The organism is Marinobacter sp. THAF197a (genome assembly GCF_009363275.1).
GTDB lineage: Bacteria > Pseudomonadota > Gammaproteobacteria > Pseudomonadales > Oleiphilaceae > Marinobacter.
In genome coordinates this window covers 3808914-3835351 of the sequence record NZ_CP045324.1, presented here as the reverse complement: position 1 = coordinate 3835351, position 26438 = coordinate 3808914, and the positions used below count along the sequence as shown (strand labels likewise).

The following is a 26438-nucleotide window of genomic DNA, read 5'->3' as shown; positions in this document are numbered from 1 at the left end:
TCCATGGAGTTCCGCACCCTCGACGGCAATGAAGCCGTTGCCTCAGTGGCCTATCGGTTGAGTGAAACCATCGCCATCTACCCGATTACTCCGGCCTCTGTCATGGGGGAGCATGCCGACGACTGGGCGGCTCTGGGCAAACCCAACGTTTGGGGCCAGGTACCGGGTGTGGTGGAAATGCAGTCCGAAGCCGGCGCGGCCGGCGCCATGCACGGCGCTTTGCAGGCGGGCTCACTGGTGACTACGTTCACTGCCTCCCAGGGCCTGCTGCTGATGCTGCCCAACCTGTACAAGATTGCCGGCGAGCTGACGCCGTTTTGCATGCACGTGGCCGCCCGCAGCCTGGCCACCCACGCCTTGTCGATCTTTTGTGACCACTCCGATGTCATGAGTGCCCGGGGCACCGGCTTCGCCCTGCTGGCCTCTGGCTCAGTGCAGGAAGCCCAGGACATGGCCGCGATTGGTCACGCAGTCACGCTGGAAAGCCGGGTACCGGTGATGCACTTTTTCGACGGCTTTCGTACCTCCCATGAAATCGCCAAGATTGTTCCGCTCAGCGATGATGAACTGAAAGGATTGGTGCCTTATCAGGGCATCGAGGCACATCGTAACCGCCGGATGACGCCAGACCACCCGGTGCTGCGGGGCACCTCACAGAATCCCGACGCCTTTTTTCAGTCCCGGGAAGCGGCCAACCGGTTTTATCAAGCCTTCCCGGAGCATCTGGAGGCGGTGATGTCCCGCTTTGCCGACATCACCGGCCGGCAGTACAGGTTGTTTGACTATGTCGGGCACCCGCAGGCCGAGCGGGTCATCATCCTGATGGGATCTGGCGCCGAGTGTGCCCATGAAACCGTCGAATGGTTGCTGGCAAAGGGCGAGAAAGTGGGCGTGCTCAAGGTGCGCCTGTTCCGGCCCTTCGCCACCGAGCGCTTCCTCGAGGCGTTACCAGATACCGTGAAGCAGTTGGCGGTACTGGACAGAACCAAGGAGCCCGGCGCCCAGGGCGAGCCACTGCTGCTGGAAGTCAGCGGCGCCATGATGGAAGCATTCAGCCGGGGTGATCGGCCCCATCTGCCCCGTGTGATCGGCGGGCGTTATGGCTTGTCCTCCCGGGAGTTCACCCCGGCTATGGTCTGCGCGGTGTTTGAGCAACTGCAGGAGCCGGCACCAAAAACCCGCTTTACCGTCGGGGTGCGGGATGATGTTACCCACCTGTCCCTCGACGTGGACAGCGAGCTGGATATTGAATCCCCAGACACCCGGCGGGCGCTGTTTTTTGGCCTCGGTGCCGATGGCACCGTCAGCAGCAACAAGGCCAGTATCAAGATTCTGGGCGAGGGCACCGACCTGTTCGCCCAGGGGCACTTTGTTTACGATTCCAAGAAATCCGGTGCCACCACCGTCTCCCACCTGCGCTTCGGGCCGCATCCCATTCGTTCCAGTTACCAGATTCATCAGGCCCAGTTTGTCGCGGTGCACGCGCCGCAGTTTCTGGAGAAGTTCGATGTGCTGGAACACGCTGCGCCCGGGGCGACGGTGCTCTTGAATGTGCCCTGGCCAGCGGAGCAGAGCTGGGAACAATTGTCGGTGGAAGCTCAACGGGTGCTGGTGGAGCGCAAAGCCAGATTGTTCGTGATCGACGCCGCCAGCGTAGCCGAACAGGCCGGGCTGGACCGGCGAATCAACACGGTGATGCAGGTGTGCTTCTTTGCCCTGGCCGATATCCTGCCCCGTGACGAGGCCATAAACCATATCAAGGAATCCATTAGCCAGACCTGGGGCCGGCGCGGGCCGGAGGTGGTGCGGCGTAATGTGGAAGCAGTGGATTCCGCCCTGGACAACCTCCACGAAGTGCCGGTGCCCGTTGCCGTAACGGCTTCCCGGACCCGGCCCCCGAGAGTGCCGGAAAATGCCCCGGACTTTGTCCAGAAAGTTACCCGGCTGCTGATGGATGGCCAGGGCGATAAACTGCCGGTCAGCGCCTTCCCGGTGGATGGCACCTGGCCCACTGGCACCAGCCAGTATGAAAAACGCAGCATTGCCCAGGAGATCCCGATCTGGGAATCGGACCTGTGTGTGCAGTGTAATTTCTGCACCATGATCTGCCCCCACACGGCGATCATCAGCAAAGTGTTTGAGCCGGACAGCGCGAAAGATGCCCCCGAAAGCTTCAGCGCGGTACCGGAAACCCACACCCCCGAGCTGGAAGGGCTGGACTACCGGGTTCAGGTAGCCCCGGAGGATTGCACCGGCTGCGGCTTGTGTGTGGAAGTCTGCCCGGCCAAAGACCGCACCCAGCCCAAGCGCAAGGCCATCAACATGCGCCCCGTTGAGGAGCATGTGGAAGATGAGGCCCATAATCTGGCATTCCTGCGCAGCCTGCCGGACGTACCTCGGGACCGAATTCCCCGGGACTTCAAATCCCTACCGTTACTGATTCCCCTGTTCGAGTATTCGGGGGCCTGTGCCGGCTGCGGTGAAACCCCTTACATCCGATTGCTCACCCAGTTGCTGGGCGACCGGCTGATGATTGCCAACGCCACCGGCTGCTCCTCGATCTACGGCGGCAACCTGCCCACCACGCCTTACACGGTGAATGCCGATGGCCGGGGACCTACCTGGAACAACTCGTTGTTCGAGGATGCCGCGGAGCTGGGCCTGGGTATGCGCATGGGGCTGAGCAAACTGGCTGGCCGGGCCCGGCAATTGCTGGAAGACATGAAAGCGCAGCTCCCTGTTGAACTCTACCAGGCCCTGACCGGCCCCTGTGTCACTCTCGACGAGAGCGCCATGGCGGCCCGGCGCGAAGCCGTCGCGCAACTGCGTAACTGGCTTGTAGGCCAACAAGGCTCCGAAGCGCAGGAGCTGGGTAACCTGGCGGATGAGCTTTGTCCCAAGAGCGTCTGGGTGATTGGTGGCGACGGCTGGGCCTACGACATTGGCTACGGCGGGCTGGACCATGCCCTGGCTTCCGGCCAGAACATCAAGTTGCTGGTGCTGGATACGGAAGTCTATTCCAACACCGGTGGCCAGCAATCCAAGGCCACGCCCATGGGCGCTGTGGCCAAGTTCGCCGCCGCCGGCAAGGAAACCCGCAAGAAAGACCTGGGCCTGCTGGCCATGAGTTATGGCCACGTGTACGTGGCCCAGATTGCCATGCAGTCCCACAGCAACCAGGCCACCAAGGCACTGCAGGAAGCCGAAAGCTTTGACGGCCCGGCGCTGATCATTGCCCACAGCCCCTGCATTGCCCACGGCTACGACCTGGTGCACTCTCCGGCCCAGCAGAAGCGGGCGGTGGACAGCTGGGCCTGGCCACTGTACCGGTTTGATCCAAGGCGGATCGAGGAAGGCCTGCCGCCATTGCAACTGGATTCCGTGCGCCAGAAAGTACCGATGAAAGCCTACATGCAGGAGGAGGCCCGGTTCCGGATGCTGGAATTGCGGGACCCACAGCGCTACGAACAGCTGGTCGCTGCCGCCAGTGATGCCGCGAAAGAACAACGGGAGCTGTATATGCAGCTGGCGGGTATTCATTTTGAACCCCATGATGCCGGGAATGAGAAGCCCGCCAGGGATGGAGGCAACCATGACTGACCTGACAACCCGCTGGCTGGGCCTGGAGCTGAAGTCGCCCCTGGTGCTGGGCGCGAGCCCGCTGACCGATGAGCTGGATACCCTTAAGGCCTGCGTGCGGGCCGGAGCCGGGGCGGTGGTGATGCACTCGCTGTTTGAAGAGCAGCTGGTGGCCGAGCAGATGGCCGCGCACAAGTTTATCGATTCCCGTATCAACATGGATGCTGAAGCCCGCTCGTTTTTCCCGGAATCCGAGATCTTCGAGATGGGCTCCGGCAGTTACCTGCAACGATTGCAGCAGCTGAAAGCGGAGCTGGGCGTGCCGGTGATTGCCTCCCTCAACGGCATTTCCCCCGGTGGCTGGACCCAGCATGCCACGGAACTTGAGCAGGCCGGCGCTGATGCCATCGAGCTTAACCTTTACGACCTGGCCACTGATGCGGGTGATACCGCCGATACTCTGGAACAGCGCCAGCTGGTGGTGATTCGCTCTGTCGTGGAACAGGTGTCGGTGCCGGTCAGCGTTAAACTCTCGCCTTTCTACTCGGCATTGCCGGCGTTTGTGGCGGGCGTTGAAGCGGCGGGGGCCAGGGGCCTGGTGCTGTTCAACCGGTTCTATCAACCGGATATCGATCTGGAGCAGCTGGCGTTGAGCCGGGAGGTGGTTCTTTCAACCAGTGCTGAGCTGCCATTGCGACTGCACGCCATGGCCAGGCTGTATAACCGCACCGGCATGGACATGGCAGCGTCTGGCGGCGTGCATACCGGTGACGATGCCGCCAAGGCCATACTCTCCGGTGCCACGGTGGTGCAGCTGGTATCGACGGTGCTTCAACACGGCCCCGCGGCTTTCGAACGGCTGGCCGGTGAACTGACCACGCGGCTGGCCAGTATAGGCTATCAATCCCTGGAGGAGGCCAGAGGCGCTTTGTCTATGGATAACGCGCCGGATGCCGGCACCTGGGAGCGACTGAACTATGCCCGGTTATTGCACGGATGGGAGTCGTCCCGGTAGTCGGGTACTCAAAGGAGCGGGCCGGGCATCATCCCGGCCCTGAAGCGGAAACGCTTAGCGAGCCTGGTCTGGTACTTCCCGAATCCGGCCGTGCTCATCGATCGCGACGTACACGAACAGGCCTTCTGTGACCTTGCGCGGGGTTTTCGAGGCGCGATCGAGGGTCCACACCTCCACATTGATTTTCATCGAGCTGCGGCCAATATCCACCAGCTCGCAATAACAGCCCACCTGGGAACCCACCCGCAAAGGTGAGAGAAATTCCATCCGGTCCATAGCCACGGTGGCATTGCGGCCCTGGGAAATACGCCCGGCCATGGTGGCGGCGGCTATGTCCATCTGTTTCACCAGCCACCCGGCGAACACATCGCCGTTGGGGTTGGTGTCTGAGGGCAGGGGCACCACTTGCAGGGTGAGTTCCCCGCGGGGTTTGGGTTTGTCGTCATCGTATGCAGTCATGGGAGTCGCCTGTAGATACTTATGAGTTGTTTTCCCTGCATGGTAACGGGCTGGCGGCGTGCTGCAAGAAAATTTGAACAATGACGTCTATATTTCAAATGCTGTAACAAAGTTGTCACAGACACTCCTTAGGATGCACTCATCGGTAAAGCAGATCCATACACAACGTCCACCGATATTGGAGACTCAACGTGATGAAACTGAAAGCAGCTCTTGCCTCTGTTGCCCTGGCTGGCAGCATTGCGGCGGTATCTACCCCGGCCATGGCCCGTGATACCGTAAACATCGTGGGTTCTTCCACGGTTTACCCGTTCGCCACTGTGGTTGCCGAGCGTTTTGGTCGTAACACCGACTTCCCGACCCCGAAACTGGAATCTACCGGTTCCGGCGGTGGTCTGAAGCTGTTCTGCGCCGGTGTTGGCACCCAGCACCCGGACATCACCAATGCTTCACGTCGCATGAAGACCAGTGAGTTCCAGGACTGCCAGAATAACGGCGTGAAGGATATCACTGAGGTGCGTATTGGTAGCGACGGTATTGTAATTGCCGCTGGCAACGATGCGCCGGAACTGAACCTGTCTCTGCAGCAGCTGTTCCTGGCTCTGGCCAAGGACGTTCCGAATCCGAACGGTGGCGAGAACCTGGTGCCGAACCCATACAAGAAGTGGAGCGATATCAGCTCTGGCCTGCCCAACATCGCCATCAGTGTTATGGGCCCGCCTCCTACTTCCGGTACCCGTGATGCCTTCGTGGAAATCGCAATGGAAGGTGGCTGTAAGAAGTACGACTGGATCAAGTCCAAGAGCAAGGGCGACATGCGCGCCATCTGCCACAACATCCGTGAAGACGGTGCCTTCATCGAAGCCGGTGAGAACGATAACCTGATCGTTCAGCGCCTGCTGCGTGACAACGGCATCTACGGTGTGTTCGGCTTCAGCTTCTACGAAGAAAACCGTAACCAGCTGCAGGTTGCCAATGTTGATGGCGTAGCTCCTTCCCAGGACACCATCGGTGATGACAGCTACCCGGTTGCCCGTTCAATGTACTTCTACGTGAAGAAAGCCCACGTGGGTGTGGTTCCGGGTATCCAGGAATACGTCAACGAATTCACCAGCGAAGGCGCCTGGGGTGACAACGGCTATCTGGTAGACGTAGGCCTGATCCCGAACCCGCGTAATGTGCGCATGCAGGCGGCCAAGGATGCCAAGGCCCTGAAAACCATGACCGGTAACGAGCTGTAAGCGTTACGGCGGCAGATCAAGGATGATCGGAAAAGAGAGGAACGCAGCCGGCAGGCTGCGTTCCTTTGTTGTATTCAGTAAAGATCCTTCGGGTTTGCTGGCACAATAGGTCAGCTTGAAACCCTTCCAGGAAAGAGACAGTTATGCAATCGGCCAATTTGTTGCCTATCGTTCTGGTGCTCGCAGTGGTGGCGTACAGCCTTGCCTACATGCGGTCGCGCGCCGTGGCGGAGCCTCTCGGTGGTATACGCAATCTCAAATCACTGCCGTTTTACTATGCTGCACGGGCAGCACTGTGGTGCGGAATTCCCGCGCTGATTACGCTCGGTTTGTGGGCGGGCTTTGAAGGCAAGGTTATCCAGAACATTGTGATCGGGTCCCTGCCTCCGGAGGCCATGCCCCAGTCGGCCGGACAGGCCAGCCTGGTAGTCTCCCAGATCGGCAATGTCGCGGCGGGCAAACTCAACCCGGAGTTCGTACCGGAGCATATTGCGGGTGCCGCGTCGTTACTGGAGACGCTGCGAGACCAGAGCAAGAACTTTAAAACGATTCTGGTCCTGTTGATTGCGGTGCTGGGCGCTGTTGTTGCCTGGTTCCGGGTAGCGCCTCATATCAACGCCCGTGAGAGTGTTGAAACCACTCTGCGGAGAATCTTCTTTGTGTGCGCCGCAGTAGCTGTTATGACGACGGTGGGCATCATTTTTTCGGTGATCTTCGAGACCATCCGGTTCTTTGGCAAGGTGCCTTTCTGGGAATTCTTCCTGGGTGCAAACTGGAGTCCCCAGACTGCGCTGCGCGCCGATCAGATAGGTGCAGACGGTTCCTTCGGCATGATTCCGCTGTTTACCGGTACGCTGTTGATTTCCGCCATTGCATTGATTGTGGCCGTGCCGGTTGGTTTGCTGTCGGCGGTCTTCCTTTCCGAATACGCCGGTAAAAAGGCCCGCTCTGTGATCAAGCCGCTGATGGAAATGCTGGCGGGTATTCCGACAGTGGTTTACGGCTTCTTCGCCGCCTTGACCGTGGCGCCGTTTATCCGGGACCTGGCCGAGACCGTAGGCCTCAATGCTTCATCCCAGAGCGCCCTGGCGGCTGGCCTGGTGATGGGTGTGATGATTATCCCGTTCGTGTCCTCGTTGTCTGACGACGTGATCAATGCGGTGCCCCAGACCCTGCGCGATGGCTCTCTGGCCCTTGGCGCCACCCAGTCTGAAACCATGAAACAGGTGATCTTCCCGGCGGCGTTGCCCGGTATTATGGGTGGCATTCTTCTGGCAGCTTCCCGGGCCATCGGTGAAACCATGATTGTGGTGATGGCCGCGGGCCTGGCGGCTAATCTCACCGCCAACCCGCTGGATTCTGTCACTACCGTCACCGTACAGATTGTCACCCTGCTGACCGGCGACCAGGAATTTGACAGCGCCAAGACCCTGGCAGCGTTTGCCCTGGGCATGATGCTGTTCGTGGTGACACTGATTCTGAACGTGATTGCTCTCAAGATTGTGCGTAAATATAGGGAACAGTATGACTGATCAACGCTCCCAGGCGGAGATTGTCCGCCAGTCCCTGAAACGCCGGTATCGCAAGGAACGGCGGTTCCGCGCCTACGGTATGTTGGCCATTGCCATCGCCCTGTCGGCCCTGGTGATCCTGTTTGCCGATATCATTGGCAAGGGCTACACCGGGTTTATCAAAACCACCATTACGCTGGATGTGCATCTGGATGGTGAAGCCATGTATCTGGACGATCCTACCGATGCAGACCAGCGTTCCATGGCCGATTTCAATGCGCCGATCATCATCGCCCTCGGGGACCTGATTCCAGGCGTTGAGGACCGTGCCGCCCAGCGCGAGCTCAGCCGACTGGTGGGCAGTTACGGTTCCAGCCAGATTCGTGACTTGTTGCGCAGTCAGCCGGAACTGCTGGGCACTACCCAGACCCTGACCTTTCTGGCCCATGACCGCGTATCGGTGTATGTGAAGCATGCGGACAATGACAACTACAGCGTTCGCTTGTCTGACCAGCAGATCGAGTGGGTGGATTACCTGGTGGAACGTGGTGTTATTCAAACCGCTTTCAACGATGTGTTTTTCCAGTCCGGCGATTCCCGGGAGCCGTCTAACGCCGGTATTCTGGGCGCTATTATCGGTTCATTGCTGACCATGGTGGTGACCCTGCTGATTGCCTTCCCTGTCGGGGTGGCCGCAGCGGTCTATCTGGAAGAGTTCGCGCCCCAGAACAAGCTGACCGACTTCATCGAGGTGAACATCAACAACCTGGCGGCGGTGCCGTCGATCATCTTCGGTCTGCTGGGCCTGGCGGTGTTCATCGGGTTGTTTGGCATGCCCCGTTCGGTGCCGGTGGTGGGTGGTTTGGTGCTGGCATTGATGACTTTGCCTACCATCATCATCTCCAGCCGCGCCGCCATCAAGAGTGTGCCGCCCTCCATTCGCGAGGCAGCTGAGGGCATCGGTGCCTCCAAAATGCAGGTGGTGATGCACCACGTGGTACCCCTGGCGATGCCAGGCATGATGACCGGCTCCATCATCGGTATGGCGCAGGCGTTGGGTGAAACCGCCCCGTTGCTGCTGATCGGGATGGTCGCATTTATCGTGGAAATTCCGGACGGCTTCTTCAGCTCCGCCACGGTACTGCCGGTACAGATCTATCTGTGGGCCAGCAGCGCGGAACAGGGTTTTATCGAATTGGCGTCAGCGGGCATCATGATCCTGCTGACCTTCATGATCAGTATGAATGCACTGGCCATTTGGCTGCGTAAACGTCTTGAGCGCCGGTGGTAAGGAGAGTACTAATGAATACCATGAATCCGACAATCACGAGTGAGGCGGACATGCCGGAAGAGACCATTGTCCCGGTAAAAGACGAGCGGCCAGCGGAAACGGTCATTGAAGAAGGTGCGACCGTTGGGATCCCCTACGCTGATGATCCCAAGTTCAAGCTGCGTAATGTGGAAGTGTTTTATGGTCAGGATCGGGCTATAAAGAACGTCAGCCTGGACATTGGCCGCAACGAAGTCATTGCCTTTATCGGGCCCTCCGGCTGCGGCAAATCGACCTTTCTGCGGTGCCTGAACCGGATGAACGACAGCATTGATATCTGCCGGGTCAAAGGTCAGTTGATGATCGACGAGCACGATATTTATGACCCGAAACGGGACGTTGTTGAACTGCGAGCCCGGGTGGGCATGGTGTTCCAGAAGCCGAACCCGTTCCCCAAGTCGATCTACGACAACGTGGCCTACGGCCCACGAATTCATGGTCTTGCCAACCGAAAATCCGATCTTGATGAGATTGTTGAAAACAGCTTGCGCAAAGCCGGTCTTTGGGATGAGGTGAAAGATCGCCTGGGTGCCACCGCGACCGGTATGTCTGGCGGCCAGCAGCAGCGCCTGTGTATCGCCCGGGCCATTGCTGTTAGTCCGGAAGTGATCCTGATGGACGAGCCATGCTCGGCCCTGGACCCGATCGCCACCGCAAAAGTGGAAGAGCTGATTGCTGAGATGTCGGAGAGTTACACCATCGTGATTGTGACCCACTCCATGCAGCAGGCAGCCAGGGTTTCTAACCGTACAGCCTATTTCCATCTGGGCCACCTGGTGGAGGTGAATGAGACTGACAAGGTATTCACCTCGCCGGAGCACCAACTGACGGAATCCTACATTACTGGCCGCTTTGGTTAAGGGCACCGGGGAACACTGGAGATATCAGATATGCCGAATAAAAAGGACGATGTATACGGGGATCACATTTCCCACAAGTTCAATGACGAGCTGACCGAACTGAAAACCCAGTTTCTGAACATGGGTGGTCTGGTTGAAAGCCAGGTTGAGCGCGCAGTTCAGGCGCTGGTAGACGGTGATGGTCACCAGGCCGAAGACGTCCGTGCGGGAGACAAGAAGGTTGACCGGATGGAAGTGGATCTGGATGAGGAGGCCACGCTGATCATCGCCCGCCGCCAGCCCACGGCTCGGGATTTACGGTTGGTGATTGCGGTGATCAAGATGGTGGCGGATCTTGAGCGGGTTGGCGATGAGGCCAAGAAGATCGCCAAGATGGCCATCAAGCTGTCTGAGGAAGGTCAGGCGCCCCGTGGATATGTTGAAATTCGCCACATTACCACGCATGTGCTGAGCATGCTGCACGATGCGCTGGATGCGTTTGCGCGTCTGGATTCGGAGCAGGCGCTGCGGGTGATGAAGGAAGACAAGCGGGTAGATGAGGAGTATCAGGCAGCGGCTCGTACGTTGCTGACGTTCATGATGGAAGATACTCGCAACATTTCACGCTGTATGTCGGTGATGTGGGTTCTGCGGGCATTGGAGCGGGTGGGTGATCACGCCTGTAACATTGCCGAGAACGTCATCTTCATGGTCAAAGGCGAGGATGTTCGCCATACGCCCGTGGAAGAAGCCGAGAAGGTGGTTGGCCGTTAACGTTAAAATCCCGTTCCCGTTGTCGTGGGGGCGGGCTTTGGAGGAGGGCTGGCATGCGGGTTGGCTTTACGGGACACGCTCAAGCCATCCGTGGGCGCTTAGCTTTCGCCATCCCTGGCGAAAGATAGTCCCGTAAAGCCAACCCGCACACCAGCCAGCCGAACCAAGGCATGGGTTTCCCTAGCCTGAGACTCGATGCTTTGGAAGGCTTGGCACCAGGCCTGGTGCAGCCGGGCCGGTAGTGCTGTTCGGGAGTATCTTTGGCCATGGATGGCCAAAGCTAAGCGCGCATGGATGCCTTGAGCGTCTCCCGAACAGCACTACCGGCTCGGATGCCTACTCCTAAGCCGCGTGCCGGAAAAGAAGGTAGAAGAATCAGGCCTGCTTCATCTTGTCAGTATAAGGCGGCCAGCCCAGCGGTTTGCCGGCAAGAACGTGCAGGTGGATATGGAACACTGTCTGCCCCGAATTTTCCCCGCAGTTCATCACAACCCGATAGCCATCGTCGGCAAACCCTTTCTCTTTGGCAATCTTCGCTGCCACCACATACAGATGCCCCACCACTTCCCGATCATCCTCGGTGATGTCGTTGATCGTGGCAATGGCCTTCTTCGGGATAACCAGGAAATGCACCGGCGCCTGAGGATTGATGTCGCTGAACGCCAGGGCAACGTCATCCTCGTAGAGAATGTCGGCGGGGATTTCCCGGTTGATGATCTTGGTGAAAATCGTCTCTGACATGGTGGCTCCTTTTCGGTTGTCCTTGGGGTTATTGTTCGGTGTTAAAGCTGATTCAGACCCGGAATCCGGGAAGTAATCTGCCTGACCACGGCCGGCAGCTCCTCGTCCAGGCCCATGGCGTAGCGAGCTACACCGTTGCGGGCGAAGGGCAAAGCGCGGGCAGCGCCAAGCCCCAGGTTGCGGGCCAGGTGTACCGGCGGGATGGCGTTGCTGAACAGATGGTAGAACAGGTCCATGGCCAGCATCATGCGGCGGTTGGCGGGTCGGCGTTGCTTTTCATAAAGTGCCAACCAGCGTTCACCGGCCAGGTCATCGCCGCTGCGCCGGGCCTCTTTCAGCAGGCCCTGCAGGCATTGGGCGTCCTGAAAGCCGAGATTTACCCCCTGGCCGGCCAGGGGGTTGATGGTGTGGGCGGAGTCGCCGGCCAGTACCACGCGGTTCAGGAAATAGTGTTTGGCGTGCTGTCGGGCGATGGGGAAGCTGGCTTTGGCGTCGATGTGGGTCAGCGGCGGCAGGCGCGCCGGGAAAGCCCTGTAAATTTCCGCCATCAGGGTGCTGTTGTCCATGGCCTTCAGTTCGGCAAGGCGGGCTGGGCTGTCGTACCACACCAGTGATCCCCAGGTTTCGCCGGGGTGTTGCTCACCTGCATTGTGTAACGGCAGGAAGGCTCTGGGGCCGCTGGGGTAAAAGCCCTGCCAGGTAATGTCCTCGGGCTGGCCCAGGTAGCGGACCGAAATCACCATGGCTTGTTGTTCGTACTGATCACGGGTCACGCCAATGCCGGCCAGTTCCCGCACTCTGGACATGGCGCCGTCGGCCCCGACAATCAGTTGGGCGCTCAGTTCTGTACCATCGTCCAGGGTGATCGTTGCACGCTCGGCATTCTGTGTCAGTGCCTTGAGCCCCTGGCCGGTAATCAGCGTGACGTTGGGTTCGTCCTGTAAGGTTTGCCACAGGGCGTTCTGGGTGATGCAGTTTTCGACGATATGGCCCAGATGGCTTGCGCCGAGATCGGCCGCGCTGAATTCCACTTCGGTCAACGAGCCGGGCAGCAGACGGCTGAGTGGGTGCGGGGTCTCGTCCCACGCCGCCAGGCGGCGATAGGGTGTGGCGCGCATGGCCTGAATGCGGCGCCAGGCGCCCAGGCTTTGCAGATAGCGCTCGCTGCCGGCACTGAGCGCTGATACCCGGATATCGGGGCTGGCATCCGCGTCAAAGTCCGAGGGCTCGGCCTTGTCAATCAGGCCGACCGTGATGCCCTGCTGGCCAAGGCCATTGGCAAGGGCGGCGCCGACCATGCCGGCGCCAACGATGATGATGTCAAATGCTTGGGTCATATCCGGTTCCTGTCTGATGGCATCAGTTTAGGCGATGCCACGGGCCAGACAAGCGACCGGGATCAATCCGCCGGGTTTCAGTACCCCGCGAGTCTGGAGACGGTCTTTTCCTCAGCGGTTTCCGGCCGTTGACGGCCTTTCGTCAGCCAGGCCGGTTTCTGGGCGCCTGGCCGGGTGAAGCCCTGGTTGATCACCATGGGGTGGACCAGTTGCAGGAAATCTGCGGTTTTCATGTGAATGGATTCGGTGTGGGTGCCGGCGGCGAAGGCCAGTTCCGGCTGCTCCGTCAGCACTTCGGCGCAATAGACCGTCATGCCGAACAGGTTGCCGAACGGTGGCATGGCGCCCACCTCGCACTCGGGAAATCGGTCCTGGAATTCCTGTTCGTCGGCAAGATCCACGAAATCGGTGTCCAGCACTCGGGAGAGCCGATCCCAGCGCACCCGCCAGGTAGCGGGCATCACCAGCATGGCCATTTTGCCATCGAGTTCGATGATGACGGTTTTAACAACCCGGTCGCCGGCGATCTTGACGTGATGAGCCAGCTGCTGGGCCGTGAAGGCAGGGGGATGGGAGAGGCACATGTATTCCACACCTGCCTCGTCCAGGAACTCTGTTAACTGCTTCACCGGCATAGTCACAACCTCCTGACAGCATGGTCGGTGTTGTGGAGCCATCCGCCTTCCCGGGCCTGGCCCCGATGGCAAGAGGGGCGGGCGCCCCTTCTTACCGTCAGCTTAGCCCAGGTTGAGCTGTTTGCGAGTATCCATCTGTATTTGTGTGTAACCGTTCGCGTCATTCGGCCTTGTACATGTGTACATCGCGCTGAGGGAACGGAATGGTGATACCTTCTGCGTCAAAGGCCTTTTTCACCTTCTCTTGCATGTCCCAGTAGTACGGCCAGAGGTCGTCAGTGGCCACCCAGGCACGGAACATGAGGTCGACAGAGCTGTCACCGAGGGCCCCAACACAAATTCGCGGTGCCGGGTCTTTCAGTGAGCGCTCATCTTCGTCAAACAGGCGTTGAAGAATGGCTTTGGCCTTGTCGATGTCGTCGTCATAGTGAATGCCGAAGGTCATGTCGCAGCGGCGTTTGTCATAGATGCTGACGTTAACCAGCGTTGCGTTGGACAGGCTGCCGTTAGGGATGACGATACGGCGGTTGTCGAAGGTGTTTACCACGGTGTAGAGAATCTGGATTTCCGCCACGGCGCCAAGGTAGCCCTGGGCTTCAATGGTGTCGCCTACCTTGAAGGGCTTGAAGATCAGGATCAGTACACCACCGGCAAAGTTCGCCAGGCTGCCTTGCAGCGCCAGGCCAATGGCCAGACCGGCGGCACCGATAACCGCGATGAACGACGTGGTCGCAATGCCGATCATGGAGGCGACCGAAATCAGCAGCATGATCTTGAGCACGGCGCCAATCAGGCCGCACAGGAATTTGTTCAGGGTGGGGTCTTTTTGGCCCAGTTTCTTGTCAAGAACCGAAACAAAACGGTTGATCAGCCACATACCCACGATCAGGGTTATGATGGCCAGCAACACCTTGGGGGCATAGGCCATGGTCAGGGCGACTGCCTGATCCATCCATTGGGTAGCCTGCCCGTCGGCACTGAAGAGGTCTTCCATAGGGGAGCTCCTTGTTCGTTAGTGTTTTTTGAGGTGTAACTGCCTGGACAATCGATTGCCGCAAGGGAATCTGACTCTACGCAGTATAGAGCACAAATGGATTAAACCTGCATTGCGTAGAGATGTTGTAATCGCTTTATTTCAGGAGCTTGTGGTGGTTTCTGGCGTAGTCGCGAATGGTTTCCGGATTGCCGCGTACAAGAATCCGCCCCTGTTTCTGGCTGAGCTGGTAGTCGTACATCGGGTCGTAGTAGTCTTTGAGCAGAGCTTCGATCCAGGCATCGTGGCCGTCCAGGGCGCCGTTCGCCTGCTGCTGGTCGAGCGCCTGGATCATCAGGTCTCGGAGCTGCTGGTAGCGTTCACCACCCAGGCGCCGGCGTATCCGGTCCAGGGCGCTGAGCAGGTAATCCCGGAAGTTGAGCCAGCCGGCCTCTTCACCGTCTCTTGAAATGTAGTCCTGCAGCATGGCCTCTACGTAGTCGGCGCGAATGATCGCAACCCGCTCTTCCATGGGTTGTTCCAGAATCATCAACGGCGATTCCGCCATTCGTGCCCGCAGGGACTCCGGCAGGGCGCAGCGGCCGATCAGTCGGCTTTCATCTTCCAGGTAGATTGAGCCACCAGTCAGGTGATGCGCCTTCAGCATGGCAACCGCCACACGGTTCTCGAAGTCTATCTGGGAAGGTTGCGGCGTAACCTGTCGGCCAAAACTGGAGCCTCTGTGGTTGGCCAGTCCTTCAAGGTCGACCGGATTGGGCAGGCCAAGCAGGACGCGGGTTTTGCCAGTGCCGGTGCGTCCGCTGAGAATCCGGTAATCACCGTTGGCAATCAGTTGGTCCAGGCTGTCGATCAGGAAACGCCGAAGCGCCTTGTAGCCACCCTTCACCAGGGGGTAGTCAATGCCTGCGTCTTTGATCCATTGCTGGGTCAGCCGTGAGCGTAGCCCGCCACGAAAGCAGAAAAGGTATCCCTCGGGGTGTCTGGCGATGAAGCGGTTCCAGGCTTCTATGCGCTGCGCCTTGATGTCGCCTGAGACCAGTTGATGGCCCAGCTTGATGGCTTCGTCCTGACCTTTCTCCTTGTAGCAGATACCCACCCGGTGCCGTTCGTCATCGTTCATCAGCGGTGCATTTTCAGCACAGGGAAAACTGCCTTTGGCAAACTCCACCGGTGCCCGCACATCCATTAACGGGATGTCGTTCAAGAACAGGTTGAGGTAGTCATCGGTGTCGGGTCTGCTGGCCATTTCCACGAGTCGCTGTTACTCAGAGTGAGGCGGCAGTATACCGGACTGTTGATATCCCGGCCAAAGGGTACAATGCCGCCTCGGAAACGGCCTGAAAGGACCAGTGATGAATCCGGAAACACTCAATCTGCACCTGCGCAAAACCCTTAGTCGCGGCCGGGTGGCCCAATCGGCGCCGGCCGGCTGCCCGAGTTTGCCGCTTTACCTGTTTGATCCGTCTGTGCTTGAGGGGCCAATAAGTCATGACGAAGCCCAGGCGGTCGTGGCGGAGCCGGCCTATTGGTCGTTTTGCTGGGCCAGTGGCCAGGTGTTGGCCCAGTGGATTCTGGACCACCCGATGCTGGTGGCGGGCAAGACGGTTCTGGATTTCGGCTCCGGATCAGGTGTGGTCGCGGTAGCGGCAGCCCGGGCGGGGGCCGCGCGGGCCATTGCCTGCGATATTGATCCGGCAGCGCTGGATGCTGCTGCAGCCAACGCTGAGTTGAACGGCGTGCAGGTGGAGCTGTGCGCAGACTGGGCGCAGCGGCCCGGGCATCTGGACCTGATCACCGCGGCTGATGTGTTGTACGACCCGGAAAACCGGCCGTTGCTGGAGGCCTTTCGTGCGTCCGCTGAACAGGTGTTGCTGGCAGACTCCAGAATCAGGAACCTGGCCAATCCGGCCTATAAAAAGCAGGCAGTGATTGAGGCCAGAACCTGGCCGGATCTGAATGAATTCGAGGAGTTCAACAAGGTGCGCATTTATTTCGCGCGGGGCAGGGTGTAGCCGCAAGCCGTCAGGCGTGGCAGAAAAAATAAAGGGCAACCCTCGGGCTGCCCTTTGCAGGTACTGAACCGCCATCCTGAGCAGTTCAGATTCGGAACAGGTTGGCGCCTCCGTGCGCGGTGGGCAACTGCCTTGTTGCCAGTCCTTGCGTCCGTTCCCTGGTGCCGGCGTCCGAGCCAGCCATCCAATTCGTTATCCCTTAAGCGAGGCGTCCCTGTGTCCTTGCCTCTCCCCACAATCCATGCAGGGGTGCGTCCGGTGCGTCGTCCTTTTCCCTGTCATCCTTGACGTTGAACATCATACCAATCCCACCTTTACAGACGTGTGAACTGTGCACGATTTGTTGAACACGAAACTGCGGGCATCAATATTTTTTGTTCAAAATCATTAACATAGATTAATTTTCTGGGTGAGCGCTCGCGTCTGCGCACGCTACGCGGCTACATGTTCTTACATGCTTGTAGGAAATGTCTCACACAGAGTCGGGCGAATTTCTCAAATCCACTTCGCCGGCATTGCGGATGCCCGGCCAGGGCAGCATGCCGATTGCAATGCCCAGGGCATCCGCCAGAACATCGGCCATGGAAAAATCCCGATAGGGGAGGTTGGCCTGGACCGCTTCGAGTGCCAGGCCGAAGCCCAGCAGGGCAGGGGCGTACCAGAATGCACTCAGGCGAGGCCAGGCCAGCCGGGTGACAATGGTCAATTCAATAAACGCAATAATGTGGTTGACCTTGTCGTTGGCGGCTGCAGGGATGGGGTAGCTGGAGCTGGTTGTGGCCAGGTACAGGATGGCGGCCACCGAGATCAGCAAGACTGCCTGCCAGAGCCGGCGCATGCGCAGAAGGGTAGAGACGGTTTGCTGAAATGGGAGCATCAAGTCATCCGGGTGTGGTTGCAGGCTGTGGGAACGATCCTGACATGATATGCTTTGCGCCCCGTTTTTGTCATGGCAGCGGAGGATCATCGGTGATGCTCAAGGGTAACTTTTTCAGAGGACTGGGTTATCTGGGTGAAGGTTTCAGGCTGATCCGCCTGCCGGGCCTGCGCCTGTTTGTCATCATTCCCCTTGTGCTCAACATCCTCCTGTTTGGTGTGATGTTCTATTTCATGGCGGAGCTGTTTTCAGTCTTGATCGCCGGGGCCATGGCCTGGCTGCCGGATTGGGCCTGGTTGCAGGCACTGGACTGGCTGTTCTGGTTACTTTACGGCGTCGTGATTCTGCTGATGCTGGCCTACGGTTTCGTGATTGTTGCCAATCTTATCGGCTCGCCGTTCTACGGTTATCTGGCCGAACTTACCGAAAAGCACCTGACCGGCCAGGAAGTCAATCCGGACGAAGGCTGGGCGGCGCTGCTGAAGGATACCCCGCGAATTCTCTGGCGCGAGGTCCAGAAGATCGCCTATTACCTTCCCCGCGCCCTGGGCCTGTTCATCATAGGCCTGATTCCGGTCGTCAACCTGGTGGCGGCCTTACTCTGGTTCCTGTTCAACAGCTGGATGATGGCGTTGCAGTACGTGGATTATCCGGCGGACAACCATAAAGTCAGTTTTGCCCGTTTGCGCCGGGATCTTGCGGCCCAGCGGCTGTCAGCACTGGGTTTCGGCTTGCCGGTGGCCCTGGCGGCCATGGTGCCGGTGCTTAATCTGGTGGTGGTGCCGGCTGCAGTGTGCGGAGCAACTGCCTACTGGGTGCGGGAAAATACATCGAATCAACAGTAACTTGCTTGCGGAGGTTTCTTGGAAACATCGGAATTTGTCATCGGTCAGCGTTGGGTGAGCCACAGCGATACCGCTTTGGGTTTGGGTATCGTTACCGACATCTCGGGGCGCAGAGTTACCCTGGGGTTTCCGGCGGCCGATGAAGAGCGCACCTATGCCATCGATAATGCGCCTTTGTCGCGCATTGTCTACCAGCTGGGTGAGGAGATAGAGACCTTTGACGGCGAGCGTTACATTGTTCGTGCCGTCGAGGATCTCCACGGTGTTCTGATGTACCACGCCGATGACGGCGAAAATATCCAGCAGATCTCCGAGGTAAAGCTGGCCGGTTCGGTCAATTTTTCGGCCCCGCACCAGCGTCTGTTCGCCGGTCAGTTTGACCGAAACGGCGCTTTCCGGTTGCGGGTGTCTACCCTTCAGCACCTGGACCGCCTGCGGGCCTCCCCGGCCCAGGGATTAATTGGTGCGCGCACCCAGCATCTGCCGCACCAGCTGTACATTGCCCACGAAGTGGCGCGCCGCCATGCCCCCAGAGTGTTGCTGGCCGATGAGGTGGGGCTGGGCAAAACCATAGAGGCTGGCCTGATCCTGCACTATCAGCTGCACACCGGCCGGGCCCGAAGGGCGCTGATTGTGGTGCCGGATTCGCTGATTCACCAGTGGCTGGTGGAAATGCTGCGCCGCTTCAACCTGCGTTTTTCTATTGTGGATCAAAGCCGCTACGACGACATCAAGGCCCAGGAAGACGATGTGGACGCGTTGGTAAACCACATCTTCGGTGACGACGACAGCGTCAACCCGTTCGAGGCAGACCAGCTGGTGTTGTGCAGTCTCGATTTTCTGGTTGAAAGCGAACAGGCCCGCAACCATGCCCTGGCGGCGGGTTGGGATCTGATGGTGGTAGACGAAGCCCACCACCTGGCCTGGTCGCCGGAGCAGGCCAGCCCGGAATATCAGGTGGTTGAAAGCCTGTCTGAGGCCAGCAAAGGCCTGCTGCTGCTGACGGCCACACCGGAGCAGGTGGGTGTGGCCAGTCATTTCGCCCGTTTGCGGTTGCTGGACCCCGCACGGTTCCACTCCCTGGACGCGTTCCGGGAGGAGGAACAGCAATACGAGACGATCAACAAAGTGGTGCGCCGGCTGCTTGAAACCCCGGACCACATCAGCCCTGAAGACGAAACGGCCCTTGCCGGCTGGCTGGGTGATGAACTGGAGGAGCTTCTGGCCCGGGATGATGCGCATCAGGCGGTGATCGATGCGCTGCTGGACCGGCACGGCACTGGCCGGGTGCTGTTCCGCAACACCCGGGCAGCGATTCAGGGCTTCCCGGAGCGCCAGCCGCTGCCGGAACCTCTGCCGTGTCCTGCCCTTTACGATGACTGCCGCTACGGCGATGTTGGCCTGGCGCCTGAACAGACAGTGCCGGAAGAACAATGGCTGGCGGACGATCCGAGAGTGGCCTGGCTGGAGAAAAAACTGGCCAGCCTGCGACCAGCCAAAGTGGTGGTGATCTGCGCCCGGGCTGATACCGCCATGGCGCTGGAGCATTACTTGCAGCTGCGGGCCGGCATTCGCAGTGCCGCCTTCCACGAGCACCTGAGCCTGCTGGAGCGGGATCGTGCCGCCGCCTATTTTGCCGACAGCGAGCAGGGCGCCCAGGCGCTGATCTGCTCGGAAATCGGCAGTGAAGGCCGCAACTTCCAGTTTGCCCATCACCTGGTTTTGTTTGATTTGCCCGCCAACGCGGACCTGCTGGAACAGCGAATTGGCCGGCTGGACCGTATCGGTCAGAACGAAGCCATCCGGATTCACATACCCTACTTGCAGGGCACCAGTCAGGAAGTGCAGTACCGCTGGTTCCAGGAAGGGTTGAATGCCTTTGCCGAGAGCTGTGCCGTAGGTGTGGCAGTTCACGATCAGGTGGGTGACGAGTGGCAGAAAGCGCTGGAGGGCGATGACGCCGCTCTGGAACCCATGCTGGCGAGCAGCGCCGAGGAAACTGCGCGGCTGAAAACCCTGCTGCACAATGGCCGGGATGCCCTGATTGAGCTCAACTCCTGCCGCCGGGATGAAGCCGAAGCCTTGATTGCCAGTATCGAACAGGAGGAAAGCTCGGCCCAGGTCCGTGATTACATGGTGCAGGCGTTTGATATTCTGGGTGTGGATATTGAAGACCACAGTGAGCATGCCGATGTGCTCAAGCCTGGCGAACAATACCAGGCTGGCCATGTTGCCGAGCTGCCGGAGGACGGCCTGACCGTCACCTGGGAGCGTGAACAGGCCCTGCAGCGGGAAGACATGGCGTTCATGAGCTGGGAGCACCCGATGGTGACCGGCGTGATGGATTCTGTCACCAGCTCGGGCCTGGGCAAGGCCGCGCTGGCCAATCTGTCCGTGAAGGCACTGCCGCCCGGCACCCTGCTGCTGGAAGCCTTGTTTGCCGTACACTGCCCGGCGCCGGAGTCCCTGCAGTTGACCCGCTATCTGCCGGTTTCACCGCTGCGACTGGTGGTGGATGTGAATGGCCGGGACCTGTCCAACGCGTTACCTCATGATCGCCTGAATGAGCTGTGTTCCAACATTCGCCGGCGCACGGCACAGGCTATCGTTCCGAAAATCCGGGCCGAGGTGGAAACCATGGTGGACCACGTTGAGCGACTGGCAGAGCCGCATCTGGCGCAGCTGCAGGCGCAAGCGCTGGCGCAGGTTGAGGCGGGCTTTGTTCCGGAGGTGCGCAGGCTGGAGGCATTGCAGAGGGTAAACCCGGCGATTCGCAGTGAGGAGATCGACTTTCTGCGCGGCCAGCTGGACGCGGCCCGGGAAGCGGTTGGGCACGCCAGTCTTGCGCTGGAAGGTATTCGGGTGATTGTTACCTCCTGAAGTGGACTAACTGGCTGAGTTGCGGGCGTTATCTGGCAACATGGCATCTGATAGAGTAAGTTGAACGTAACGAAGTGTTATAAGGCTTTGGTTATTGTCCAAAGACTCCAATCCACGGAAGACAGAGAGAACCTGTGATGACGTTGATACTGTTTCTGATCGCATTGGGCGGCCTGCTGTTTGTATTGCGCCGCGAATCCGGTGCAAAGCCTGCTATTGGTGTTATGGCGGTGGTGGGTGTGATCGCCCTTTTCTCGGGCTCTGGCTGGCTCGCGCTGGTGTTATTTGTTGGTGCGGCCGTTACCGCGATGGCGGGGCTGCCGCAGTTCCGGATCAACTGGCTAACCCCGCGGGTGTTCGCCATGTTCAAGAAGGTGGCGCCCAAGGTCTCGGAGACAGAAAAGGTGGCGCTGGAGGCTGGCACCGTGGGCTGGGACGGCGAGCTGTTTACCGGTCGCCCGGACTGGCATAACCTGCTGATTAACCGTCATACCGGGTTGAGCGACGAAGAACAGGCATTCGTTGATAACCAATGTACCCAGGCGATCTCCATGTGCAATGCCTGGGATCTGGCGGTGGAGCGGGCTGACCTGCCGAAAGAACTGTGGGACTTCCTCAAGAAAGAGAAATTCTTCGGCATGATCATTCCGAAGGAATACGGTGGCCTGGAGTTCTCGGCAAAAGCCCAAACCGCCGTGCTGCAGAAGCTGGCGGCCAACGAAATGCTGATGGTGACCGTGGGTGTACCCAATTCCCTTGGCCCGGGCGAGCTGCTCGTCAAATACGGCACCGAAGAACAGAAAAACTACTATTTGCCACGCCTGGCCGATGGCCGTGAAGTGCCTTGCTTTGGTCTCACTGGCCCGCGGGCAGGCTCGGATGCAACGTCGCTGCCGGATACCGGCATCGTCTGCAAACAGAAAGTGGATGGCAAGGAAGTGCTGGGCATCCGCCTGAACTTCGAGAAACGCTGGATTACCCTGGCGCCGGTGGCCACCGTGGTGGGTCTGGCGTTCCGGATGTTTGACCCGGACGGTCTGCTGGGTGACACCAAAGACTACGGCATTACCTGTGCCCTGATTCCCCGGGACACCGACGGCATGGAAATCGGTCGTCGCCACTGCCCGATCGGTACTCCGTTCATGAACGGACCCATCAAGGGCAAAGACGTGTTTATCCCGCTGGATTACATCATCGGTGGCCAGGAAATGGCCGGCCAGGGCTGGCGTATGCTGGTTGAGTGCCTGTCTGTCGGCCGCTGCATCACCCTGCCGTCTGGTGCGGCTGGTGCTGCCGCCTACTCCGTGGGCACGGCTGGCGGTTTCACCCGCATTCGCCGTCAGTTCAATACGCCGGTGGCGGATATGGAGGGTGTGCAGGCGCCCCTGGCCCGCATTGCTGCGAAAACCTACATTGCCCAGTCGGCGGTGAACCATACCGCCAACATGATCGACCGGGGTGAAAAACCGGCGGTACCGTCGGCGATCCTCAAGTACCACCTGACCGAGTTCCAGCGTGAAATCCTGACCGACGCCATGGATGTTCACGGTGGTAAAACGGTTACCCTCGGCCCCCGTAACTATCTGGGGATCGGTTTCAGCGGTGCGGCGGTGTCAATCACCGTTGAAGGTGCCAACATTATGACCCGCAGCCTGATGATCTTCGGGCAGGGTGCGATCCGTTGCCATCCGTACGTCCTGAAAGAACTGGCCGCCAAGGATAATGACGACATCAAGGCGTTCGATGAGGCGTTCTTTGGCCATGCCGGCCTGATCTTTGGTAACGCCGCCCGTGCGTTCACCCAGGCCCTGGGCGTCGGCAAGGCCGATGTGCCGTTTGACAGCGCTTCGCGCAAGTATGCCCAGGCCCTGGCACGGTTCAGCTCCGCCTTTGGGCTGTGTGCCGATGCCGCCATGACCACACTGGGCGGTGAGCTGAAAATGCGTGAGCTGATCTCCGCCCGTCTCGGCGACATGCTGTCCAACCTTTATCTGGCATCCATGGTGCTGAAAAACTGGCATGAGACCCAGCCAGTGGAAGGCGAGAAAGAGCTGATGCAGTACAGCCTGGCATTTTTGCTACACCGTACTGAGCAGGCCCTGGATGAGTTCCTGCAGAACCTGCCGAATCGTCCGGTGGCCCTGGCCCTGCGGGCAGTAACCTTGCCGCTGGGATGTCGCTGGGATACGCCTCACGATGATCTGGCGCGCAAGCTGGCGCGGGCGATCTCTACCGATACGCCCATCCGCAACAAGCTGATGGCGGGTGCCTGGACCACCGATGGCGAAGGTACCGTGGAAAATCCGGTAGCCCGCTACAACGGTCTGCTCAAGGATTACGACAAGGCCGAGCAGCTCTACCGCAAAGCCACCAAGGCCTATGCCAAGGGTGAACTGCCGATGACGGCATTGCACCCGGAAGAGCGCTTTGAAGCGGCTCTGGAAGCGGGCATCTACACCAAGGAAGAAGCAGATTTCATGCGCCAGTATGAGCAGGTGGTGCTGGAGATGCTCACCGTGGATGACTTCCCGTTTGATGAGTTTGCCAGCAACAAGGATACCCTGATTGACCACAACCCGGCCTGACGGAGCAGGTTGCGGTGTGGCTTTCAGTGGTTGCAGTCAGCGTTGGCGCCGTGATCGGCGCCAACCTTCGTTGGGCGCTCGGCTTATGGCTGAATGCCAGTTACCACGCGGTGCCCTGGGGCACTCTAGTGGCCAATCTCAGTGGCGGCTGGCTGGTTGGCTTACTGATTGGTTTTTTTACCCAGAGTAATGCTCTGGCACCGGAATGGCGTTTGTTTGCCATCACAGGCTTGTGCGGCGCGCTGACCACTTTCTCGACTTTTTCGCTGGAAATGTTCGGTGCACTGCAGGAAGGCAAGTGGGCCATGGCACTCACCGGTATTATCGCCCACGTGGTGGGGTCTATCCTTATGACTGCCCTGGGCTTTTATACCTTCAGTCTGATCAAGGGCTGAAGGGTACGTGGGCGCCGCCGGAACTGGGTATGACTACCTACATAAATTATTGAAAAGCCCCTTGGCAAGCCGGGAATTCCAGAGTAGAGTGGTTCGTGTAGGAAAGATTAGCCAAGCAGTTCATGAATAAGACGTACCTCCGCAGTTAGTAGTGACCGTCCTGTTTTTGATCCCGCGAGTTCAGTTTTTCCGTCAAACGCTGACCAACACCATGAAGGTGTGTGGCAGCAGATAATATGATTGATTTCAGGAAGTTTAAGTATGTCTACTACTACCGGTACTGTTAAGTTCTTCAACGAAGCAAAAGGCTTTGGCTTTATCACTCGTGAAGGCGGCCCGGACGTATTTGTTCACTACAGCGCCATTCAGGGCTCTGGTTTCAAGACCCTGGCCGAAGGCCAGAAGGTCGAGTTCACCGTAACTCAGGGCCAGAAAGGTCCTCAGGCGGAGAACGTTGTTGCTCTGTAATCCTAACGGGATTCAGCAATAACCAAGAAAAAGGCAGCCTCGGCTGCCTTTTTTGTTGGCATTTCGGGCCGTTAATCCGGCCCGACCGGGTCAGCGAGCGAAAATCTCACTGTAGAATTGCATGGTGCCGTTCCAGGACCGGGCAGCAGCGGTTTCATCGTAGGCGATGGGCATCCCGAACTGTTCGGCAACCTTGTCTGCGCCAGGGTTGGTGAAAGAGTGGGTTACTCCGGGGAAGCTCACCAGTGTCAGGTCCACTTCCGCGTTCTGCATCTCCCGAACCAGGCTTGCCACCTGCTCTGAAGGCACCATCGGGTCGGCACCACCGGTGTAAACCTGCACTTTGGCTTTTACCTTGCCAGCTTCTGCCTGAACCGGGCTGGACAGCGCGCCGTGGTAGCTGACCACCCCTGCCAGATCAACGCCAAGCCGAGCCATGTTCAATACCACGGCACCGCCGAAACAGTAACCCTGGGCGGCAATACGGCCGGCATCCACGCTTTCGTGGTTCTGCAGCAGTTCTTTGGCCTTCATGAAACGGGCTTTCACCTGATCTATGTTTTTGGTGGCTTCCTGCATGAATTCCTGGGCGGTATCCGGGTGTTCAGCCAGCTTGCCGTCACCGTACATGTCCAGGGCAAAGGCTGTGTAGCCTGCTGCAGCCAGCTTTTCTGCCTGCTCACGGGCGAAGGCGTTATGACCCCACCACTCGTGAACCACCAGAACGCCGGGCCGTTTGCCCTCGTCTTCATCATCCCAGGCCATGTAGCCGCTAAAGGTCTGGCCATCCACTTCATAGGTGACCGTTTCGGTGCGAAGTTCCGCGTTGGCACTGGCGCCGGCAATGGCCAGGGCGAGCGCCGTGAGGTGAGTTGTTTTTCTGATTCCAGGCATGTGGGTCATCTCCTTGTGTGGTTTTGGATTCCTTGTCATACGAGTGTTCAGACATACCCGATGAATACTGCTTACAGAACCAAATGATCTGAGAGCACCGGATTCGCGAACAAAATGGCATCAGGTGCTGCTTTCAACCTGACCGTTCTTGACTATAGTTAAGAACAGGAACGGTGATAAGTCTGAACTCGTTCAGGCACCGTATCCACCCATACCAATAACATCAATAACGAGGGGGTGGTCTATGCTCCTGTCACACGCGTTTGGTCTGTTTACCCACCCGGACCAAGAGTGGGCATCCATAAAGAAAGAACACGAACATCCAACCCGGCTGTATGTTGCCTATGTGGTTATTCTGGCAGCTATAGCGCCGATCTGTGCTTACATCTCAACCGCGCATTTCGGCTGGTCCGTCGGCAATGAGCGATTGATCAAGCTGACGGAAATCAGTGCGTTGCAGCTGAGCGTCCTGACATACATTGCCATGCTGGTGGGCGTCTTTGCCCTGGGCTACGCCATTAACTGGATGGCAAAAACCTACGGTGCCAAAGAGGAACACGTACCTTCTAACGGTATTGCCCTGGCGGCTTATTCCTGCACTCCGCTGTTCCTGGCTGGCTTTGCGCTGTTGTACCCGGTGCCATGGTTCAACGCGGCTGTGTTTCTGGCGGCAGCCTGTTACGGTGCCTGGCTGATGTATGACGGCCTGCCCATCGTGATGGGGATCGAGAAAGAGCGTGCGGTAATGTACGGCGGGGCCCTGCTGACCGTTGCCCTGGTGATTCTCGTTTCTACTCGTGTTGGCTCGGTCATTCTCTGGAACTTCGGTGTCGGCCCGGTGTTTGTCAGCGGGTAGTCGTAACCTGCCAATCATCAGCCATCAAAGGGGAGCCTCGGCTCCCTTTTTTTGTGACCTGGTGCCTGCCTTCCCCCAGTTGTCGGCATTTGCCACAGGGATGTCGCAATCCGGCAACGCGGTTTTCATCTGAGCAGTCTAGCGTTTGGTCTGCGGTCGCAAATCGGGCGG

General features: G+C 58.8%; 22 protein-coding genes. 14 read left to right on the top strand and 8 right to left on the bottom strand.

What is annotated here, in order from left to right:
* Positions 1–3 precede the first annotated feature (3 nt).
* Both nifJ and FIV08_RS17765 read left to right on the top strand, forming a co-directional pair.
* Positions 4–3600, top strand: a complete 3597-nt coding sequence (gene nifJ / locus FIV08_RS17770) for a pyruvate:ferredoxin (flavodoxin) oxidoreductase (RefSeq protein ID WP_152439297.1) — start codon at positions 4–6, stop codon at positions 3598–3600.
* Complete coding sequence (locus FIV08_RS17765; protein ID WP_152439296.1) at positions 3593–4594, top strand: dihydroorotate dehydrogenase-like protein; 1002 nt, start codon at positions 3593–3595, stop codon at positions 4592–4594. The genes nifJ and FIV08_RS17765 overlap by 8 nt, the downstream gene beginning before the upstream one ends.
* 54 nt (positions 4595–4648) lie before the next feature.
* Here FIV08_RS17765 and FIV08_RS17760 read toward each other — a convergent pair whose 3' ends face one another.
* Positions 4649–5053, bottom strand: coding sequence for an acyl-CoA thioesterase (locus tag FIV08_RS17760; protein WP_138435952.1), 405 nt, complete (start codon positions 5051–5053; stop codon positions 4649–4651).
* Positions 5054–5244: 191 nt separating this feature from the next.
* Here FIV08_RS17760 and FIV08_RS17755 point away from each other — a divergent pair, with 191 nt between their 5' ends.
* The 5 genes from FIV08_RS17755 to phoU all read left to right on the top strand — a co-directional run bounded on the left by FIV08_RS17755 (position 5245) and on the right by phoU (position 10748).
* Positions 5245–6294 carry a substrate-binding domain-containing protein gene (locus FIV08_RS17755; RefSeq protein ID WP_152439295.1) on the top strand — a complete coding sequence of 350 codons (1050 nt, stop codon included), beginning with the start codon at positions 5245–5247 and terminating at the stop codon, positions 6292–6294.
* Positions 6295–6437: 143 nt separating this feature from the next.
* The gene (gene pstC, locus FIV08_RS17750) at positions 6438–7826 is read left to right on the top strand and encodes a phosphate ABC transporter permease subunit PstC (protein WP_152439294.1); all 1389 of its coding nucleotides are present in this window, start codon (positions 6438–6440) and stop codon (positions 7824–7826) included.
* Positions 7819–9096: a phosphate ABC transporter permease PstA gene (gene pstA, locus FIV08_RS17745; RefSeq protein ID WP_152439293.1), complete on the top strand. Its 1278-nt coding sequence runs from the start codon at positions 7819–7821 to the stop codon at positions 9094–9096. The genes pstC and pstA overlap by 8 nt, the downstream gene beginning before the upstream one ends.
* An 11-nt stretch (positions 9097–9107) precedes the next feature.
* Positions 9108–9995 (top strand): phosphate ABC transporter ATP-binding protein PstB, encoded by an 888-nt coding sequence (gene pstB / locus FIV08_RS17740; RefSeq protein WP_152439292.1) that lies wholly within the window; start codon positions 9108–9110, stop codon positions 9993–9995.
* A gap of 30 nt (positions 9996–10025) precedes the next feature.
* Positions 10026–10748: a phosphate signaling complex protein PhoU gene (gene phoU / locus FIV08_RS17735; RefSeq protein WP_072676097.1), complete on the top strand. Its 723-nt coding sequence runs from the start codon at positions 10026–10028 to the stop codon at positions 10746–10748.
* Positions 10749–11123: 375 nt separating this feature from the next.
* Here phoU and FIV08_RS17730 read toward each other — a convergent pair whose 3' ends face one another.
* From FIV08_RS17730 to mnmH, 5 genes are all read right to left on the bottom strand, one after another.
* A complete protein-coding gene (locus FIV08_RS17730) occupies positions 11124–11489 on the bottom strand; it encodes a histidine triad nucleotide-binding protein (protein WP_152439291.1) in 366 nt (121 codons plus the stop codon).
* A gap of 41 nt (positions 11490–11530) precedes the next feature.
* Positions 11531–12826 carry an FAD-dependent monooxygenase gene (locus FIV08_RS17725; protein ID WP_152439290.1) on the bottom strand — a complete coding sequence of 432 codons (1296 nt, stop codon included), beginning with the start codon at positions 12824–12826 and terminating at the stop codon, positions 11531–11533.
* A 77-nt stretch (positions 12827–12903) separates the two neighbouring features.
* The gene (locus FIV08_RS17720; protein ID WP_152439289.1) at positions 12904–13461 is read right to left on the bottom strand and encodes an aminoacyl-tRNA deacylase; all 558 of its coding nucleotides are present in this window, start codon (positions 13459–13461) and stop codon (positions 12904–12906) included.
* Positions 13462–13621: 160 nt separating this feature from the next.
* On the bottom strand, positions 13622–14455 hold the full coding sequence (locus FIV08_RS17715; RefSeq protein WP_072676100.1) for a mechanosensitive ion channel family protein: 834 nt from the start codon (positions 14453–14455) through the stop codon (positions 13622–13624).
* A gap of 136 nt (positions 14456–14591) precedes the next feature.
* Positions 14592–15701, bottom strand: a complete 1110-nt coding sequence (gene mnmH, locus FIV08_RS17710; RefSeq protein WP_152439288.1) for a tRNA 2-selenouridine(34) synthase MnmH — start codon at positions 15699–15701, stop codon at positions 14592–14594.
* A 106-nt stretch (positions 15702–15807) separates the two neighbouring features.
* On the opposite strand from mnmH, the gene FIV08_RS17705 reads away from it, so the two are divergent.
* Positions 15808–16467: a 50S ribosomal protein L11 methyltransferase gene (locus tag FIV08_RS17705; protein WP_152439287.1), complete on the top strand. Its 660-nt coding sequence runs from the start codon at positions 15808–15810 to the stop codon at positions 16465–16467.
* A gap of 472 nt (positions 16468–16939) precedes the next feature.
* On the opposite strand, the gene FIV08_RS17700 is transcribed toward FIV08_RS17705, so the two are convergent.
* Positions 16940–17344: a VanZ family protein gene (locus tag FIV08_RS17700; RefSeq protein ID WP_152439286.1), complete on the bottom strand. Its 405-nt coding sequence runs from the start codon at positions 17342–17344 to the stop codon at positions 16940–16942.
* 95 nt (positions 17345–17439) lie between these two features.
* On the opposite strand from FIV08_RS17700, the gene cysZ reads away from it, so the two are divergent.
* The 5 genes from cysZ (at position 17440) to FIV08_RS17675 (ending at position 24517) form a co-directional block, all read left to right on the top strand.
* On the top strand, positions 17440–18189 hold the full coding sequence (gene cysZ / locus FIV08_RS17695; protein WP_072676103.1) for a sulfate transporter CysZ: 750 nt from the start codon (positions 17440–17442) through the stop codon (positions 18187–18189).
* 18 nt (positions 18190–18207) lie between these two features.
* Positions 18208–21069: an RNA polymerase-associated protein RapA gene (rapA, locus tag FIV08_RS17690; protein ID WP_152439285.1), complete on the top strand. Its 2862-nt coding sequence runs from the start codon at positions 18208–18210 to the stop codon at positions 21067–21069.
* Positions 21070–21206: 137 nt separating this feature from the next.
* Positions 21207–23654 (top strand): acyl-CoA dehydrogenase, encoded by a 2448-nt coding sequence (locus tag FIV08_RS17685; protein ID WP_172972297.1) that lies wholly within the window; start codon positions 21207–21209, stop codon positions 23652–23654.
* Between the two features lie 14 nt (positions 23655–23668).
* On the top strand, positions 23669–24049 hold the full coding sequence (gene crcB / locus FIV08_RS17680; protein WP_061330859.1) for a fluoride efflux transporter CrcB: 381 nt from the start codon (positions 23669–23671) through the stop codon (positions 24047–24049).
* A 261-nt stretch (positions 24050–24310) separates the two neighbouring features.
* Positions 24311–24517, top strand: a complete 207-nt coding sequence (locus FIV08_RS17675) for a cold-shock protein (RefSeq protein ID WP_152439283.1) — start codon at positions 24311–24313, stop codon at positions 24515–24517.
* 90 nt (positions 24518–24607) lie between these two features.
* Here FIV08_RS17675 and FIV08_RS17670 read toward each other — a convergent pair whose 3' ends face one another.
* Positions 24608–25411 (bottom strand): dienelactone hydrolase family protein, encoded by an 804-nt coding sequence (locus FIV08_RS17670; protein WP_152439282.1) that lies wholly within the window; start codon positions 25409–25411, stop codon positions 24608–24610.
* A 244-nt stretch (positions 25412–25655) separates the two neighbouring features.
* Between FIV08_RS17670 and FIV08_RS17665 the strand changes: the two genes are divergently transcribed.
* Positions 25656–26267, top strand: coding sequence for a Yip1 family protein (locus tag FIV08_RS17665; RefSeq protein WP_072676108.1), 612 nt, complete (start codon positions 25656–25658; stop codon positions 26265–26267).
* The last annotated feature ends 171 nt before the right edge of the window (positions 26268–26438 follow it).